We start from the raw sequence: 16,695 nt of genomic DNA on the forward strand, positions 1-16,695 counted from the left end.
GGGAAGAGCGCGGGGGAGTCGCGAGGGCGGCGAGGGGCGGGGGAGGGGGAGGGGTCGGGAGGGTCAGAGCGGGGGCGGGCGGGGCGGGGGGTGTGGCATCAGTGTCGGCGGTGGTAGTGACATTGGCGGTGGCGGTGGCGGTGGTGGTGGTGGCGGCGGTGGTAGTGGCAGTGGCGTTGGTGAGGGCGGCTGTCGGGGACGTGGTCGGGATGGCGGGAGGGATCGCCCGGGTGTCGGGGAGGCGGGCGGTGAGGGAGAGGAGGCAGAGCGGGACCGGCAGGAGGAGCAGGGCGCGCCAGCCGAGCGGGCTCACCAGCCCGCCGCCCGCCGCCGCGCCCGCGAACCCGCCGAGCGTGGCGCAGACGGCCGCGACCGCCAGCCCGCCGACGCGTCCGCCGCGACTCGCACCGGCCCCTGCCTTCTCGGCCGAGTCGGCCACCGCCTTCCCGGCCGAGCTGGCCTCTGCCTGCTCGCCCGAGTCCGTCGTCGCCTTCCCGTCCGAGCCGGACACCGCCAGGACGGCGGTCAGGATCGTGAGGAGGGCGGCGAAGGCGGCCAGCACCAGCCGCCCCGCCAGCAGCGTGACGACCTCGGGCGCCACCGCGCACACCACCGAGACCACCCCGAACCCGCCCGCCCCCCACACCATCGCCCGCCGAACCCCCACCCGCCGCCCGGCCCGCCCCGCCACCGGGATGAACGCGACGGTGGCCAGCGCGTAGCCGAGCACGACCCAGCGGCTGACCGCCGGGGTGATGCCGAGGTCCCGTTCGACGGCGGGCAGGATGACGTTCCCGGCGCTCAGGTTGAGCGTCAGGGCGAAGGCGATCAACCCCGCGGCCACGACAGGCGACCGCAGGCGGCTCATGCGGGAAGCACGCAGTGGGCGCGTGCCCGGCTGGGAGGCGGGTGACCGGCTCGTGAAGGGGACGCGTAGCCGGTTCATGCCGGGTACGGCCCGAGCTCGATACCGGCCGTGGCCAGCCGCTTCCCGTACTGGTGCAGCTCCAGCCCCACGGTGACCCGCCCGTCGGCGGCCCCCGTGACCTCGGCCGAGCACTCCAGCAGCGCCCCGAACTCACCGAAGGACCCGAAGGTGGTCGTGCAGCCGAGCACCGCGGACACCGGCGAGGCCAGCTCCCCGGCCCTGACCGCCGCGACCACCGCCGCCTGCCGGAACCCCTCCACGATGAACGGCCCCGGCACGTGGTCGTAGGCGTGGTCGAAGTACGACGGGTGCGAGGTGTCGATCACATAAGGGAACCGCTCGCCGTCGCCGATGACCACGTTGCGCCGGTCCCGCCGCCCCACGAAAGCCGGGTCGAGCGGGACGACGGCGGCGGCGGCCGGGTCCGGCGGCGGCTTGCTCGCCTGCTGGTATTTGCGCAGCGCCGCGTAGTCCTCCTTGCCGAAGAAGACCACGTCCCCGGTGAAGCTCATGGCGGTGGACGTGCCGATCGTCAGCTCCCCGGCCAGCGTCATGTCGCCCAGGTCGCCGCTCTTGGACTTGTTGTTCACCCGGTAACGCAGCACCCCTTGCAGCGGGGACCGCTCGTCGTCGCGGTAGGCGGCCAGGTCGTGGACGCGGAACTGCCAGCGCAGCAGGCTGAACGGCAGCCCGACGGGGACGCCGAAGTACCGGTGCAGCACGACGAACGACCCCTGCCGGGCGGCCTCGGCGGTGGAGAACGGGTCGTGGTAGGCGGCGAGCCGGTCGAACCAGAGGCTGTGCGCACGCGGGACCTGCACGGCCACCAGGAAGTCGCCGTCGGGGCCGGGGGCGGAGTCGGTGACGAACACCTCGCCCACGGCCTGCCTGTGGGCCAGGGAACGCGGCACCGTCTGGTCGAAGGTCAGCTTCGCGTGCGGGTCGTTCGTGTACGGGTCGTTCGTGTGCACGTCGGTTGTGTGCAGGTCAGAGGTCACGACGAACTCCTCGTCAGAGCGTGGCGGGAGGCCAGCCGGCGCCAGAGGGTGTCCAGCACCTGGCGTTCGGCGGCGTCGAGGTAGAAGTGGCCGCCGGGGAAGCGGGCGAAGGTGAACGCGCCGCTGGTGTGGCGGTTCCAGGCGGACAGCTCAGCCTCGGAGACGGTCGGGTCGTCCGTGCCGCCGAGCGCCGTGATCGGGCACGACAGGGGAGGTCCTGGCCGGAAGACGTACGAGACGGCCAGCTCCAGATCGGCGCGCAGGACGGGCGCGAACAGCCGCAGCAGTTCGGGCGAGTCCCGCAGTGCGGCGGGGATGCCCTGGTAGACGCGGTCGACGGCCTCGATCAGTTCCTCGTCGCCGTCGGGCAGCGTCAGGGGGTACGGGGTGGCGGGCGTGGCGCGGGCGGAGACGACGAGGTGCTCGGGCGCCCGCCCGGCCAGCGTCAGCGCCCGCCCCACCTCGAAGGCCAGCAGCGCGCCGAGGCTGTGCCCGAACAGCGCCACGGGCCCCGGCACCTGGTCGAGCACGGCGTCGGTGATCTCGGTGACGAGGGGGCTCCACTGACGGGCGAACGGCTCGCTCACCCGGGTGGCGCGGCCGGGCAGCGTCGCGCCCCACACCTCGACGTCCGGGGCCAGGCCGGCGACCCAGCGGCGGAACATCCCGGGCTGCCCGCCGGAGTGCGGGAAGCACACCAGGCGCAACGCGGCGGCCGGGTTCTCGCCCAGGCAGGTCAGTGCGGTCATGGGCGCTGCTCTCCTTCGCAGGACAGTGACGTCATGGGCTCAGCTCTCCTTCGCGATCATGGCGGCCAGGTCGAGCGCCGTACCGCCTTGCAGGACGCGCAGCAGCGCCTGCAGCGGCACGGTGACGCCCAGCTCGCTCTCCGCCTGGCCCTTCAGCTCGACGATCACCAGGGAGTCGAGGGCGAAGTCCGCCAGCGGCCGGTCCTCCGGCACCTGCTCGACGTCGTCGAAGCCGAGGGCGTCGGCGATGCGCCGCCGTACGAACAGGGCGATCGTCCCGGTGCGTTCGGCGAGCGGCACCGTCGTGACGAGGTCGGCCCGCTGCGGCGCCTCACCCAGCCAGTGGCGGCGCCGCTGCCACGGATAGGCGGGCAGCGGGACGTCGGCGGGCGCGGAGCCGAGCACCGCCTCCCAGTCCAGCTCCAGCCCGGCGCGGTAGAGGTCGCCCAGCGAACGGTCGAGCGTGGCGGACACCGGCTGGTCGCGCCGCAGGCTGCCCACGGCCCGATAGCGGACGCCGGCCTCCTCCAGCGTCTCGCCGAGGTCGCGCAGCAGCACCGGGTGCGGGCCGAGCTCCACGAACACGGTCACCCCCGTGGCCGCGATCGCGGACACGGCGGGCGAGAAGCGCACCGCGTCGCGCAGGTTGTGCCCCCAGTGCGCCGCGCCGAGCTGCCCCGGCCCTGCCAGCGCGCCGGTGACGGTCGAGTACATCGGCACCGTGCACGGGCCCGGCCGCAGGTGCGCCAGGTCGGCGGCCAGCAGCTCGTCCTGGCCGTCCAGCATCGGGCTGTGGAAGCCGTACCGGCTGGGCAGCCTGCGCACGCTCGCGCCGAGCCGCTCCGCGGCGGCGCAGACGGCCGCCACGGCCTGCCGATCGCCCGACACCACCGTGGAGCGGGGGCCGTTGATCGCGCCGATGCCGACGCGGTCGGAGCCGATCAGGGCGCGGACCCGTTCGGGCGGCAGCGCGATGCTCGCCATCGCGCCGCCCGCCGCGCCCTCCTCCGCCCTGCGCGCCCGCGACAGCAGCACGTCGAACGCCTCGGCCCGGTCCAGCGCCCCGGCCGCGTACGCCGCAGTGACCTCGCCCATGCTGTGCCCGGTGACCGCCGACGGCTCGACGCCCCAGGACCGCCACAGCGCGGCCAGCCCGAGCTGCAGCGCGCCGATCGCCACCTGCGCGACCTCCGTCTCGTGCAGCCGGCCGCCGTCGGCGAGCTGCTCCAGGACGGACCAACCGGCCAGCTCCCGCACGACGGCGTCGCACTCCGCCACCTCCGCCGCGACCACCGGCTCGCGCCGCAGCAGCTCCGTGCCCATGCCGGCCCACTGCGAGCCCTGGCCGCTGAAGACGAACGCCACCCTCGGCGGGCGGGGCGGGACGGCCGCGCCGCCGCCCTCCACCTCGTTCAGGCGGGCCAGCAGCTCGGCCGGGTCTTCGGCGGTCAGGCACAGGCGGTGCGCCAGGTGGGTGCGCCGCGTTCCCGCCGCCGCGCACACGGCCGCCGCCCGCGCCGCGTCCGCTCCGGCCAGCCGCTCGGCGTACGCCCTGGCCAGGGGGACGAGTGCGGCGGAGTCACGGGCCGACAGCGGCAGCACCAGCTTGCCGAGCGTCCCGCCCCCGGCGCCCGGCGTGCTCGTGCCGGTGCGGGCCGGTGGTGCTTGCAGGATGGCGTGGGCGTTCGCGCCGCCGAACCCGAACGAGCTGACCGCCGCCAGCGGCGCGTGCTCGCCGAGCGCCAGCCCGGTGAGCGTGGCCGGCGCGGACAGCCTGCTGCCGGTCAGGTCGATCTCCGGGTTGAGCCGTCGCAGATGCACGTTGGGCGGCACCTGCTCGTGCTCCAGCACCAGCATGGCCTTGATCAGCCCGGTGACGCCCGCAGCCGCCTCCTGGTGGCCGAAGTTCGTCTTCACAGATCCGAGCGCGCACGGCGAGGCCCCGTCCCCGTACACCTCCCGCAGCGCCTCCACCTCGATCGGGTCGCCCAGCGGCGTGCCCGTGCCGTGCGCCTCGATGTAGCTGACCTGATCGGGCCGCACCCGCGCGTCGGCGAGGGCACGGCGCAGCAGGTCCGCCTGGGCGCGCGGGTTGGGCGCGGTGAGGCCGTTGGTGCGGCCGTCGTGGTTGGCGGCCGTGCCGCGGATCACCGCCCGCACCCGCCGGCCCTCGGCGAGCGACTCGCGGGTGAGCACGAGGACGCCGCACCCCTCGGCCCGGATGATCCCGTCGGCCGAGGCGTCGAACGTCCGGCACCGGCCGCTCGGCGCGAGCGGCAGCACCTTCTCGGTGACCAGCGTGGAGATGGGGTTGAGGATGATGTTGACGCCGCCGGCCAGCGCGATGTCGCACTCGCCCTGCCGCAGCGCCCGCACCGCGAGGTGGACGGCCATCAGCGAGGAGGAGCAGGCGGTGTCCACGGCCATGCTGGGGCCGCGCAGGTCCAGCAGGTAGGACAGGCGGTTGGCCAGCACGCTGTGGGCGCCGCCCGGGGCCGTGTAGGTGTTGATCGAGGACGGCTCGCCGTACTGGAGTGTGAGGTAGTCGCTGTTGTAGACGCCCAGGAACACGCCGGTGCCGGCGCGTTGCAGCGTCTCCAGCGGCAGCCCCGCGTCCTCCATCGCCTCCCAGGCGACCTCCAGGACGAGCCGCTGCTGCGGGTCCATCTTGGCGGCCTCGCCGGGCGAGATGCCGAAGAAGCCGGCGTCGAAGCCGTCCACGTCCGTCAGCAGCCCGGCCCAGCGGCCGTTCTCGACGCGGTCGGCGGGTTTGGGGCGGTGGCCGTCGAGCGTGTCGACCGACGGCGTGACGGCGTCCACGCCGTCACGCAGCAGGCTCCAGAACGATTCCAGGTCCGCCACGTCGCCCGGCAGGCGCACGCCCGCGCCGAGCACCGAGATCGGCTCGTGCCTGCCGCGTTCCGCCTCGGCCAGCCTGGCGCGCGTCTCGCGCAGTTGCACCAGGGCGCGCTCCAGGAGTTTGCGCTGGTCGGTCATGCCGTCCCGCCCTTCAGGTCGAGCTCCTCGGCCAGCAGCGCGGCCAGCTCGTCCTCGCCGAGCTCCGCCAGCTCGCCGGGCGTGTCCGGTGAGCCGTCCGTCGTCTGGTTCGTCTCCTGTACGGGGAGCCGCTCGTCGCCGATGCGCTGGGCCAGGCCGTCCGCCAGCGCCTCCACCGTCGGGTAGGTGTAGACGACGGTGGCCGACAGCCGCAGGTCCAGCCCCGTTTCCAGGCGGGTGCGCAGCTCCATGGCCATCAGCGAGTCGAAGCCCAGCTCCTGCAGCGGGGAGGTGGTGTCCAGGCTCTCGGGGGCCCGGCCGAGCACCGAGCCCACCTGCTCCAGCAGGAAGCGGCGCAGCACGTCCAGCCGGGCGGCGGCGCCGGTGGCGGCCAGGGCCGCCGCCTTGATCGCGCCGCGTTCCGCGCCCGCGACCGGCCGGTCGGCGCTGACCTGCCCCTCCAGCATGCGGGCCAGGTCGGGGCCGAGCCCGGCCCTGCCGAACGCCGCCCAGTCGAACGCCGCCGCCACCAGATGGCCGCGGTCGCTGCCGAGCGCCTCCTCCAGCAGGTCCAGCGCGACCTCGGGGGACAGCGGCGGCAGGCCGCGCGCGGCGAGCCGCTCGACGCCGCCCGCCTCCACGGCCAGGCCGGTGCCCGACCAGGTGCCCCAGTCGATGCTCTGCGCGGGCAGGCCGAGCGCGGCACGGTGCTCGGCCAGGCCGTCGAGGAACGTGTTCGCCGCCGCGTACGCGCCCTGGCCGGGAGAGCCGAACAGCCCGGCCAGCGAGGAGAACAGGACGAAGTGCTCCACGGGGAGGTCCGCGGTCAGTGTGTGCAGGTTCCACGCGCCGGCCGCCTTGCCCGCCAGCGCGCGGCGCAGGAGGTCGTCGTCGATCGTGGAGATCAGCGCGTCCTCCAGGACGCCCGCCAGGTGAAACACGCCGGCCAGGTCCGCGGGCAGCATCCTGGCGAGCTGGCCGGGGTCGGCCAGGTCGGCGAGCTCGACCCTGACCTTGGCGCCCGCCTCGCGCAGCTCCTCCAGGACGGCCCTCGCCTTCGGGCCCGGGGTGCCGCGGCCGGTCAGGACCAGCTTGCGGGCGCCCTTGTCCACCAGCCTGCGGGCGACGTGCAGGCCGAGGGCGCCGAGCCCGCCGGTGATCAGGTACGGGCGGTCGGGCCTGATCGGCGCCGGGCCGCCCGAACCCGCCGGGGCCGGTGCGAGCTTCGGCTCCAGCAGGGCGCCGTCGCGGACGCGTACCTGGCCTGGGGTGTCCTGGGCGCGCAGGGCCGTCACCAGGGCGTCGAGGTCGGCCCGCGTGGGGGAGCCGGGCAGGTCCGCGACGCCGGGGGTCAGCTCGGGGTGTTCGTTGGCGAGCACCCTGGCCAGGCCCCACACGACGGAGGCCGCCGGGCCCGCGGTCAGCAGCCACAGTCGTGGCGGCCGGCCCAGCCAGGTGCGGCGGATCAGGTCGCGTGCCAGACCGAGCGCCTTCGAGGCGGGCGCGTGCAGCGACTCGACCCCGCTCGCCGGCGGCCCCTCGTGCGGGCCGGCGCCGGTGGTGGCGTAGGACTGCGGGATGCCGGTGGTGGCGCGCGCGTCCAGGATGCCGCGCAGGCCGCCGTAGCGGGTCATCGCCTCGTCGAGCAGGTCGTCGAGGGGACGTTCGCCGTTGGCGAGGAGGTAGGGCTCGCCCGCCGCGGCCAGCCGTTCCGCCAGCCGCTCGCCCACCGAGGCGGGGCCGCTGCCGGGGACGGGGTCGGCGAGCACCAGCCAGCCGCCACGGCCCGTGACGGCGGGGCCCGGGGTCAGGGGCTGCCAGCGCACCGTGTAGAGGCGACCGGCCTCGGCGGGGCGGCGCCCGATGAGGCGGACGCGCAGACCGGTTACGGCCCAGATCACCTCGTCCGCCGGATCCGTCCCCGATCGCACGGTGACGTCGGCGATCAGCTCGTTCGGGCTCAGGTCGCGGATGACGGCGTGGGCCGTGCCCTCCCGCGCGGCCTCGCCGCCGCCGCGCGACCACACGCGCGCGGCCCCGGCGGGCAGGGGCAGGACTCCGGTGGGAAGCGCCCCGCCGGCCGCCGCCGCGACCGTGTGGAAGCAGGCGTCGAGCAGGGCGGGATGCAGGGGCGGTAGGTCCGCGCCGAGCCCGCCGGGAAGCCGGAACGTCCCGACCGCCTCCCGCCCGCCGGTGCCCAGCCCAGTCCCGACCGCCTCCCGACCGCCGGTGCGCAGCCCGGTCCCGACCGCCTCCCGACCGCCGGTGCGCAGCTCGGTGAGCCCGCGGAAGCGCGGACCGTAGTCCAGGCCGGTCGCCGCCAGCCGCTCGTACAGCTCCCCGACCTGCACGTCACCGGCCAGATCGGCGGGGACGGCGGGAGGCGTGGGCGGGGCGGCGTCCGCGGCGACGGTGCCGCGCGCGTGGACGACGGGGCCGCCGCCACGGTCGGAGGTGATGACGAAGGAGAGCCGCCCCTGCTCGGACGGCCGCATGGCGAGCTGAAGCCCCGGATCGCCGTCGGCCGGGCAGGGATGCTCGAAGACGACGTCCTCCAGCACCACCGGGCCGGGCCCGGCGGCCTGGGCGGCCGTGGCCAGCCAGTAGGCGCCGGGCACCAGCGGCACGCCGTCGGCGACGTGGTCGGCGAGCTCGGGCGCGCCGCCGAGCGACAGCGGCCACAGCCGCAGCCCGGGGTCGGCGCCCACCTTGAGCCGGGCGCCCAGCAGCGCACCCCCGTGCCCCTGCGGGACGACGGCCGCGCCGGGTGTGGCGCGCAGCAGGGGGAAGCGCTGCCGGTCCCACCCGTGGGGCGGCAGGGCGACGTGGACGGCGTCGGCGTACAGGGCGTCCCAGGCGACGGTGGCGCCGCCGGTGTAGAGGTCGCCGAGGGCGCCGAGGAGGGCGCGGGCCTCGTGCTCGTCACGGCGTACCGAGGAGATGACCTCGGCGGGCCGGTCGAGGTGGGCGGCCAGCTCGGCCACCGAGCGGGTCAGCACCGGGTGCGGCGCCACCTCCACGAACAGCTCGTGCCCGGCGGCGATGAGCTGCTCCAGCGCGGGCGAGAAGAGCACCGGCTCGCGGACGTTGCGCCGCCAGTAGGCGGGGCCCAGCTCGGACCCGGCCGCGGGTTCGGCGGTGACCGTCGAGTACAGCGGGGTCGTCGCGGGGCGGGGGGCGAGCCCGTCGAGCGCCGCGGACAGCTCGTCCTGCAGCGGCTCGACCTGGGGGCTGTGCGCGGCGAAGTCGACGGCGACGCGCCGGGCGAACACCCCGCGCGCCTCCAGCTCGGCGATCACCTCGTCCAGCGCCGCCGGCTCGCCGGACAGCACCGTGGCGCGCGGCCCGTTGACGGCCGCGACCGACAGCCGGTCGCGGCGGCCCGCCAGCGTGCGGTCCGCCTCCTCGGCGTCCAGCTCGACCAGCGCGAGCCCGCCCTGGCCCGTGAGCCGGGTGAGCAGCCTGCTGCGCTCGCAGACGACGCGGGCGGCGTCCTCCAGCGACAGCGCGCCGGAGATGTGCGCGGCGGCGATCTCGCCCATGCTGTGCCCGATCACCGCGGCCGGCTCCACGCCCCACGCCCGCCACGTCTCGGCCAGCGCCACCTGGTAGGCGAACAGCGCGGGCTGGACGTGCGCGGTGCCCCGGGGGGTCAGGCCGTGCTCGTCGTCCCACAGCGACTCGCCGAGCCAGCGGCTGATCGCGGCGTCGCAGCGGCGGATCGCCGAGCGGAAGGCGGGCACGGCGTCGGCGAGCTGCCGTCCCATGCCCTCCCACTGGGCCCCCTGGCCGGGGAAGACGAGGGTGGGGCGCTGGGTGCGCCGCCTGCGGGCGGTCGTCGCGTCGCCGGCCTGCGCGATGGCGGTCATCTCGGCCGCGAGCTCCTCGGGGGAGGAGACGACCACGGCGGCGCGGTGGCGGTCGTGGTCGCCGCGCAGGGCCGCCGCCGCTGCCGCCGCGGCCAGCCAGGCGGTGTCGCCCGCCCTGGTGCGCGCCTGATCGGCCAGTGCGGCCGCGCGGCGGCGCAGGGCCGCCCGGGAGCGGGCGGAGATCGGGAACAGGTGCAGTTCGTCGTCCTTCGCCTGCTGGTCGCGGGGCTGCCGGGGCGGGGCCGACGACAGCACGACGTGGGAGTTCGTCCCGCCGAAGCCGAACGAGCTGACCCCGGCCGTGGCCTGACCCGCCTGGGACGGCCACGGTTCGGCGCGGTCCTGGACGGTGACGGGCAGGCGGTCGAGGCCGAGCAGCGGGTTGGGCTTGGTGAAGTGGACGGTCGGCGGCAGCTCGCCGTGGTGCAGCGACAAGGCCGCCTTGATCAGCCCCGCGATGCCCGCGGCCGCCTCCAGGTGCCCGACGTTCGACTTGGCCGAGCCGATCCGGAGCGGACGCTCCTCCGCCCGGCCCGGCCCGAGGACCGTGGCCAGGGCCGCGACCTCGATCGGGTCGCCGACCGCCGTCCCGGTGCCGTGCGCCTCGACGTAGTCGACGGTGGCCGGGTCGATGCGGGCGGCGGCGTAGGCGGCGCGCAGCACGTCCTCCTGGGCGGGGCGGTTCGGCGCGGCGAGGCCGTTGGTGCGCCCGTCCTGGTTGACGGCGCTGCCGTGGATCACCGCGTAGATCCGGTCGCCGGCGGCCAGCGCGGCGGACAGCGGACGCAGCAGCACCACGCCCGCCCCCTCGCTGCGCACGTAGCCGTTGGCCCGGTGGTCGAACGGCTTGCACCGTCCGTCGGGCGCCATCAGCCGCCCCTTGCTGAAGCTGAGCGCGATGCGCGGGCTGGTGATGACGTTGACGCCGCCGGCCAGCGCGAGGTCCGCCTCGCCGGCCCGCAGCGCCTGGCAGGCCAGGTGCACGGCGACGAGCGAGGAGGAGCAGGCGCTGTCCACGGCCATGCTGGGCCCGCGCAGGTTCAGGCAGTACGACAGCCGGTTGGCGATGACGCTGAGCGCCGCGCCGGTGCCGTCGTAGGCCTCGGGCTCGGCGCCGGAGCTGAGCAGGGAGGCGCCGTGGTCGTAGGTGGAGGCGCCGACGAAGACGCCGGCCCTGGCGCCCGACAGGCCGGAGGCGGGCACGCCGGCGTCCTCCAGCGCCTCCCATGCGACCTCCAGCAGCAGGCGCTGCTGCGGGTCCATCCGCGCGGCCTCCCGCGCCGAGATGGCGAAGAAGTCGGCGTCGAAGCTCTCGACGTCGTCGAGGAAACCGCCCCACCGGGTGTTCATCCGGCCGGGCCGGTCGGGGTCGGGGTCGTAGAGCGCCTCGCCGTCCCACCGGTCTGCGGGCACCTCGCGGATGGCGTCCTTGCCCGCGCGCAGCGCCTTCCAGAAGCTCTCCGGCCCGTCGGCGCCCGGCAGGCGGCAGCCGATGCCGACGATCGCGATCGGCTCGGGGTGTCCGTCCCGCCGCTCGCGCGACCCGCCGTGCGCGGCCTGCTGCTCCGGCGACGAGGTGAGGTAGGCGGCCACCGCGTCGGCGGTCGGGTAGTCGTAGGCGATCGTCGGCGACAGCGACCGGCCGCTCCACCGCTCCAGGTCGCCCGCCAGCTCGACCGCCTGCATGGACGAGAGCCCGAGCTGGGAGAACGGCGTGTCGGGCGACAGGTCGGACACCGGCGCCGACAGCAGCTCGGCGGTGCGCCGCAGCAGCCACTCGACGGTCTCCTGGTGCGTGGTCATGACGCTCCTTCGAGCTGGAGTGCGGGCACGGCGGCCGTCAGCGTGCCGCCTTCGAAGGCGGCACGGCAGGCGCGCCGCTGCAGCTTGCCGCTGGACGTCTTCGGCATGGTGCCGGGGGCGATCAGCACGACCTCGTCCACCTGGACGCCGTGCCCGGCGGCGATCGCCGTGCGCACGGCCGCGCGGACCTGCGCGAGCTGCTCCGCGGTGGAGTCGGGCTTGACCTCGGCCACCACGACGAGCGGCGCGTCGCCGAACGCGACCACGCAGCCGCGCCTGACCAGGGGGTGCGCCGACTCGGCCGTCACCTCCAGGTCCTGCGGGTAGTGGTTGCGCCCGCCGACGATGATCAGGTCCTTCAGCCGGCCGGAGACGAACAGCTCGCCGTCGTGCATGACGCCGAGGTCGCCGGTGCGCAGGAACGGGCCCTCGAAGGTGTCGGTCAGGCGGGCGCCGAAGACCTCCGCGGTCTCCTCGGGCCTGCCCCAGTAGCCGTCCGTCACGTCGGGCCCGGCGAGCCAGATCTCGCCCACGTGGCCCGGCCGTACCGGCAGGCAGGTCTCCGGGTCCACGATCTCCAGCCGGCGGCGCGGGCCTGGCCGGCCGGAGCCGACGACGCGGTGGCCGCCGCCGGTGACCAGGCGGCCCTCCTGCAAGGCGTCGAGGTGCACGTCCAGGGTGACGGGGCCGCCGCCGACCGGCGAGCCGGTCGCCATCAGCGTGACCTCGGCCAGGCCGTAGCAGGGGTAGAGGGCGCTCGGGTCGAGCCCGTGCGGCGCGTACGCGGCGGTGAACGCCTCCAGCGTGCCGGCCCGCACCGGCTCGGCGCCGTTGAACGCGACCCGCAGGCTGCTCAGGTCGAGGCCCTGCCGATCCTGTACGGGCACGCGCCGCACGCACAGCTCGTAGGCGAAGTTGGGCCCGCCGGACACGGTCGCCCGGTACGTGGAGATGGCCCGCAGCCACCGGACCGGCTGCTGCACGAACGTCAGAGGCGGCATGAGCACGGCCTCGCAGCCCGCGTAGAGCGCGAGCAGCACGTTGCCGATGAGGCCCATGTCGTGGAAGAGCGGCAGCCAGCTCACGATGACGGAGTCCTGGCTGAAGTCGCCGATCTCGTGCAGCAGCCGCTCCTGCGCGAGCAGCGCGCGGTGGCTGACCATGACGCCCTTCGGCGAGGCGGTGGATCCCGAGGTGTACTGGAGGAACGAGATGCCGGACGGCTCCGCGGGCACCGGCGGGAAGCCGGCCCGCGACTCGTCGACCTCGTCGGCCCCGATCCACGTCAGCGCCGCGATCTCGGGTGAGTTGTCGCGGATGTAGCGCTCGTACCCGTCGGGTCCCGCGAAGAGGACGACCGCGGGCGCGCAGTCCTGCGCGATGGCCCGCAGGTTCGACGTTCCGCGCCGGGCGTCGAACGGCATCGGCGGATAAATGGGGACGGCGATGACTCCCGCGTACTGGCAGGCCAGGAAAGCGCGGATGAAATCGGCCGAGTCGGGTGCCAGGATCAGGGCGCGATCGCCCGGCGCCGCGTGTTCGGCGAGCCGGGACGCGAGCGCGCGAACCTCCAGTTCGAGCTGGGCGAAGGTGAGCGAGTGGGATTCACGCTCGCCGTCCGGGAGAAAGCGGTAGACGATTTTGGAGGCGCTCTCCCGGGCCCGGAAAGCGACTAACTCCCCGAGGGTCTCTGCAAAGGGAATCATGCGCAGTAATGTAACCAGCCCGGGAAACGATGAGAATGGCCTTGAGCCGGACGTGATCGGGCTTTGATGGGGGCCTGACGGGGCCCTGAGGGAAATGCGGCAACGTATAAGCGTGACGATTTCCATAAAAGCAGTCTGGACGGATTTCGGCGGGGTGCTCACGCCGCCCGTCGGCGAGACGTTCAGCGCGTTCTGCGCCAAGACCGGCCTGCCGCCCGACCCGCTGCTGATCGCGGTCGCGAACGTGACCGCCCGCTACGGCACCGACGACTTCATGCTGCCGCTGGACACGCCGCTGGTCACCGAGGACGAGTGGCTGCGGCAGATCGCCGCCGAGCTGGCCACACAGGGCATCGAGGCCCCCATGATCAGCTTCGCCGACGCCTGGTTCGACGGCCGGCGCACCAACGTCGAATGGCTCGCGCAGCTCCACCGGGTGCGCGAGCGCGGGCTGTTCGTCGGGATGTTGTCGAACATGCCGCCGGCGTGGGAGGAGCACTGGCGGCGGATGGTCCCGCCGGAGGGCGTCTTCGACGACGTGGTCAACTCGGCGCAGGTCGGCTGCCGCAAGCCGGACCCGGAGATCTTCGAGCTGGCCGCGCGGCGGGCGGGTGTGCCGGCGGCGCAGTGCGTGCTGATCGACGACCTGGCCAAGAACTGCGAGGGGGCCAGGGCGGCCGGGTGGCAGGCGATCGAGTTCGCCGAGGCGGGCGCGGCGGCCGAGGAGCTGGACGCGCTGCTCGGCCAGTCACGAGTGGCCTTCCCCTAGGGGATGAGGTCAGTCGAGCTGGGCGTCGCCGTAGGCCACGTCCTCGTGGGCGAACCTGCGCAGCGCGCTGAAGACGACGTCGCCCAGCGCCGTCCACACCACGGCCGTCTCCAGGATCGCCTCGGGCTCGGAGTCGGTGATGAGCTGGCCCAGCTCGGCCTCGGCGACCTCGCGGGCGGCCCTGGCGTAGATCTCCAGCAGCTTGAGCTGGTCGGTCTTGCCGAGCCGGTGCAGGGTGGCGAGCGCGGAGGCGAGGGTCAGCCGGGCGGGGTTGGTCGCGCGAACGTTCCAGCCGAGCCGCTCGATCAGCTCCTGCGTCTCCTCCTCGGCCGACTTCCACGCCTCGTCCTTGACCACTTTGGGGCTGACGGTCATGGCGAACTGGGCCTTGCCGGCCTGGTCGATGAGGCTCATGCCGGGGGCGTCCATCTTCTCCAGGACGTCGCGGGTGGCGGCGACGCTGAGCCCGCCGACCTCCAGCAGCGCCCGCACGAGCCGGAGCCTGCGGACGTGCTCCTCGGTGTATTGCGCCTGGTTGTAGCTGGTGCGCTCGCCGGGGGACAGGAGGCCTTCGCGCAGGTAGTACTTGATCGTCGGCACGGGCACGTCGGCCCTGCGGCTCAGCTCCGCGATGCGCATGGTTCCTCCCCTTCCGCCCAACTCGTACCCACGAGCTGGCCCTTGCCAACCCATCGAAAAGGATAGTAGACAGTTCTCGTATCCATTTTTCGACCGGCCTGGGAGTTGATCGTAATGGACTACCGACCACTTGGTCGGACTGGCTTGAAGGTAAGTCCGATCTGTCTCGGCGGGATGATGTTCGGCTGGTGGGGCGAGAACGGCCCCGAAGAGACCGGAAAACTGATCCAGCGGGCCCTCGACGCCGGGGTGAACTTCATCGACACGGCCGACGTCTACGCAGGCGGCGAGTCGGAGGAGCTGATCGGCCGGTACCTGGCCGAGAGCGGGCTGCGCGACGAGGTCGTGCTGGCCACCAAGGTCCACGGCCAGATGGGCGAGGGCCCCAACCGCGGCGGCAACAGCCGGGCCTGGATCATGCGGGCCGTCGAGGACAGCCTGCGCCGCCTGCGTACGGACCGGATCGACCTCTACCAGATCCACCGCCCCGACCCGTCCGTCGACCTCGACGAGACGCTCGGAGCGCTGACCGACCTGGTGCGCGCCGGCAAGGTGCGCTACATCGGCTGCTCCACCTTCCCCGCCCACCGCGTCGTGGAGTCCCACTGGGTCAGCGAGCGGCGGCAGCGGGAGCGGTTCGCCAGCGAGCAGCCCCCGTACTCGATCCTGGCCCGCGCGGTCGAGGCCGACGTGCTGCCCGTGTGCGGGCAGTACGGCATGGGCGTGCTGGCGTGGAGCCCGCTGGCGGGCGGCTGGCTGTCGGGCGGCTACCGCGAGGGCGCCGAGCTGCCGCAGAGCAGGCGCGCCGCGCTGCTGCCCGCCCGCTACGACATGGCGCTGGAGGAGAACCGGCGCAAGCTCGCCGCCGTAGAGCGGCTGGCCCTGCTGGCCGAGCAGACGGGCATCTCGCTGGTCCAGCTCGCGCTGCAATTCGTCATGCAGCACCCCGCCGTGACGGCGGCCATCATCGGCCCGCGCACCATGGACCACCTGGAGAGCCACCTCCAGGCCCTCGACGTCACGCTGACGCCCGACGTGCTGGACGCCATCGACGAGATCGTGCCCCCAGGGCTGACGATCAACGCCGCCGACACCGGGTGGCAACCGCCCGAGCTGCTCGATCCCGCCCTCCGGCGCCGAGGGCAGCCACGATGACCACGACGACCGCCCCCGTCGCCACGACAGAACGGGCGACCGTACGCGAGGACCTCGTCACCGTCCTGTGCGGCACCCTCATGATCTCCGGCCTGGCCATCGACGGCTGGGCGCACAAGAACGTCATCGACACCCTGGAGGGGTTCTTCACCCCCTACCACGCGGTGCTCTACCTCGGTTACGGCCTCACCGCCGCCTGGACGTTCCGGCTGGCGTACGTGCGGCGCGACCGCCACCCGCAGTGGTGGCGCGACGGCTGGCCGGAGGGTTACCGGCTGGGCGCGATCGGCGCGCTCGTCTTCTTCGCCGGCGGGTTCGGCGACATGATCTGGCACCAGACGATCGGCATCGAGATCGGCCTGCTGCCCTCCTTCAGCCCGACGCACATCATCGCCACGCTCGGCGGCATCATCCTGGGCACCAGCCCGCTGCGCTCCTGGTGGGCGTCGGGGGAGGGCGGCCTGCGCGCGGTGGCGGGCGTGGCCGCCATGACGTACGCGGTGATGGGCATGCTGGTGCTGCTCAACTACGGCGCGTCGATCATGACGATCGCGCCGACCCGCCCCTACGAGCCCGTGCTCGGCGACTACGGCGGGATCATCGACACGCCGGACGAGTTCCTCGTCGTGCAGGGCGTCTTCAGCTACCTGATCACCACGCTGCTGGTGGCGATCCCGCTGCTCATGATGCACCGGAGGCGGGCCACGATGTTCGCCGGCACCGCGCTGATCCTCGGGGTGGCGATCAGGCTGATGGTGATCAACGAGTTCCCGCAGCCGCATCTCGCCGTCGCCGCGGGCGCGGTGGCCGCGGCCCTGCTCGCCGACGCCCTGATGGTGCGTCTCGACGCCGTACGCGGACCGGCGGCGGTGCTGCGGCTGCCCGTGGCCGGCGCGCTCTACTCCGGGCTGGTGTGCGCCGGGCAGCTCGTCGGCCTGCATCTCGCGGCGGGGGTGCGCTGGTCCCCGGAGATGTGGGCGGGGACGGTCGTGCTGACCGTACTGCTCGGCGGCCTGCTCGGGATGCTCGCGGCCCGCCCGCTTGTGTATCGATAGTGGAAAGCTCTACTATCGGTATTCGGA

Annotated in this window: 10 protein-coding genes; 3 read left to right on the forward strand and 7 right to left on the reverse strand. The window is 74.3% G+C overall.

Annotated features, from left to right (window positions below):
• The 6 genes from FXF51_RS55325 to FXF51_RS55350 all read right to left on the reverse strand — a co-directional run.
• Window positions 1-868: MFS transporter (locus FXF51_RS55325; protein ID WP_187415106.1), on the reverse strand; the 868-nt coding region annotated here is incomplete at its 3' end.
• Between the two features lie 74 nt (window positions 869-942).
• A complete protein-coding gene (locus FXF51_RS55330) occupies window positions 943-1,926 on the reverse strand; it encodes an AfsA-related hotdog domain-containing protein (protein ID WP_148442927.1) in 984 nt (327 codons plus the stop codon).
• Window positions 1,923-2,675: a thioesterase II family protein gene (locus FXF51_RS55335; RefSeq protein ID WP_148442928.1), complete on the reverse strand. Its 753-nt coding sequence runs from the start codon at window positions 2,673-2,675 to the stop codon at window positions 1,923-1,925. The genes FXF51_RS55330 and FXF51_RS55335 overlap by 4 nt, the downstream gene beginning before the upstream one ends.
• Window positions 2,676-2,714: 39 nt before the next feature.
• Entirely contained in the window at window positions 2,715-5,672 is a 2,958-nt protein-coding gene (locus FXF51_RS55340) for a type I polyketide synthase (protein ID WP_148442929.1), read from the reverse strand.
• A complete protein-coding gene (locus FXF51_RS55345) occupies window positions 5,669-11,344 on the reverse strand; it encodes a type I polyketide synthase (RefSeq protein WP_148442930.1) in 5,676 nt (1,891 codons plus the stop codon). The genes FXF51_RS55340 and FXF51_RS55345 overlap by 4 nt, the downstream gene beginning before the upstream one ends.
• A complete protein-coding gene (locus FXF51_RS55350; RefSeq protein WP_187415107.1) occupies window positions 11,341-13,050 on the reverse strand; it encodes a fatty acyl-AMP ligase in 1,710 nt (569 codons plus the stop codon). The genes FXF51_RS55345 and FXF51_RS55350 overlap by 4 nt, the downstream gene beginning before the upstream one ends.
• Window positions 13,051-13,162: 112 nt before the next feature.
• On the opposite strand from FXF51_RS55350, the gene FXF51_RS55355 reads away from it, so the two are divergent.
• A complete protein-coding gene (locus tag FXF51_RS55355) occupies window positions 13,163-13,819 on the forward strand; it encodes an HAD family hydrolase (RefSeq protein ID WP_262380533.1) in 657 nt (218 codons plus the stop codon).
• Window positions 13,820-13,828: 9 nt separating this feature from the next.
• Here FXF51_RS55355 and FXF51_RS55360 read toward each other — a convergent pair whose 3' ends face one another.
• Window positions 13,829-14,458, reverse strand: coding sequence for a MerR family transcriptional regulator (locus FXF51_RS55360; protein WP_148442933.1), 630 nt, complete (start codon window positions 14,456-14,458; stop codon window positions 13,829-13,831).
• A 144-nt stretch (window positions 14,459-14,602) separates the two neighbouring features.
• Here FXF51_RS55360 and FXF51_RS55365 point away from each other — a divergent pair, with 144 nt between their 5' ends.
• Both FXF51_RS55365 and FXF51_RS55370 read left to right on the forward strand, forming a co-directional pair.
• On the forward strand, window positions 14,603-15,613 hold the full coding sequence (locus FXF51_RS55365; RefSeq protein WP_262380534.1) for an aldo/keto reductase: 1,011 nt from the start codon (window positions 14,603-14,605) through the stop codon (window positions 15,611-15,613).
• The gene (locus FXF51_RS55370) at window positions 15,610-16,668 is read left to right on the forward strand and encodes a hypothetical protein (RefSeq protein WP_148442935.1); all 1,059 of its coding nucleotides are present in this window, start codon (window positions 15,610-15,612) and stop codon (window positions 16,666-16,668) included. The genes FXF51_RS55365 and FXF51_RS55370 overlap by 4 nt, the downstream gene beginning before the upstream one ends.
• Window positions 16,669-16,695: the final 27 nt, after the last annotated feature.

This window comes from Nonomuraea sp. PA05 (assembly GCF_008086045.1).
Classification (GTDB): Bacteria; Actinomycetota; Actinomycetes; order Streptosporangiales; family Streptosporangiaceae; genus Nonomuraea; species Nonomuraea monospora.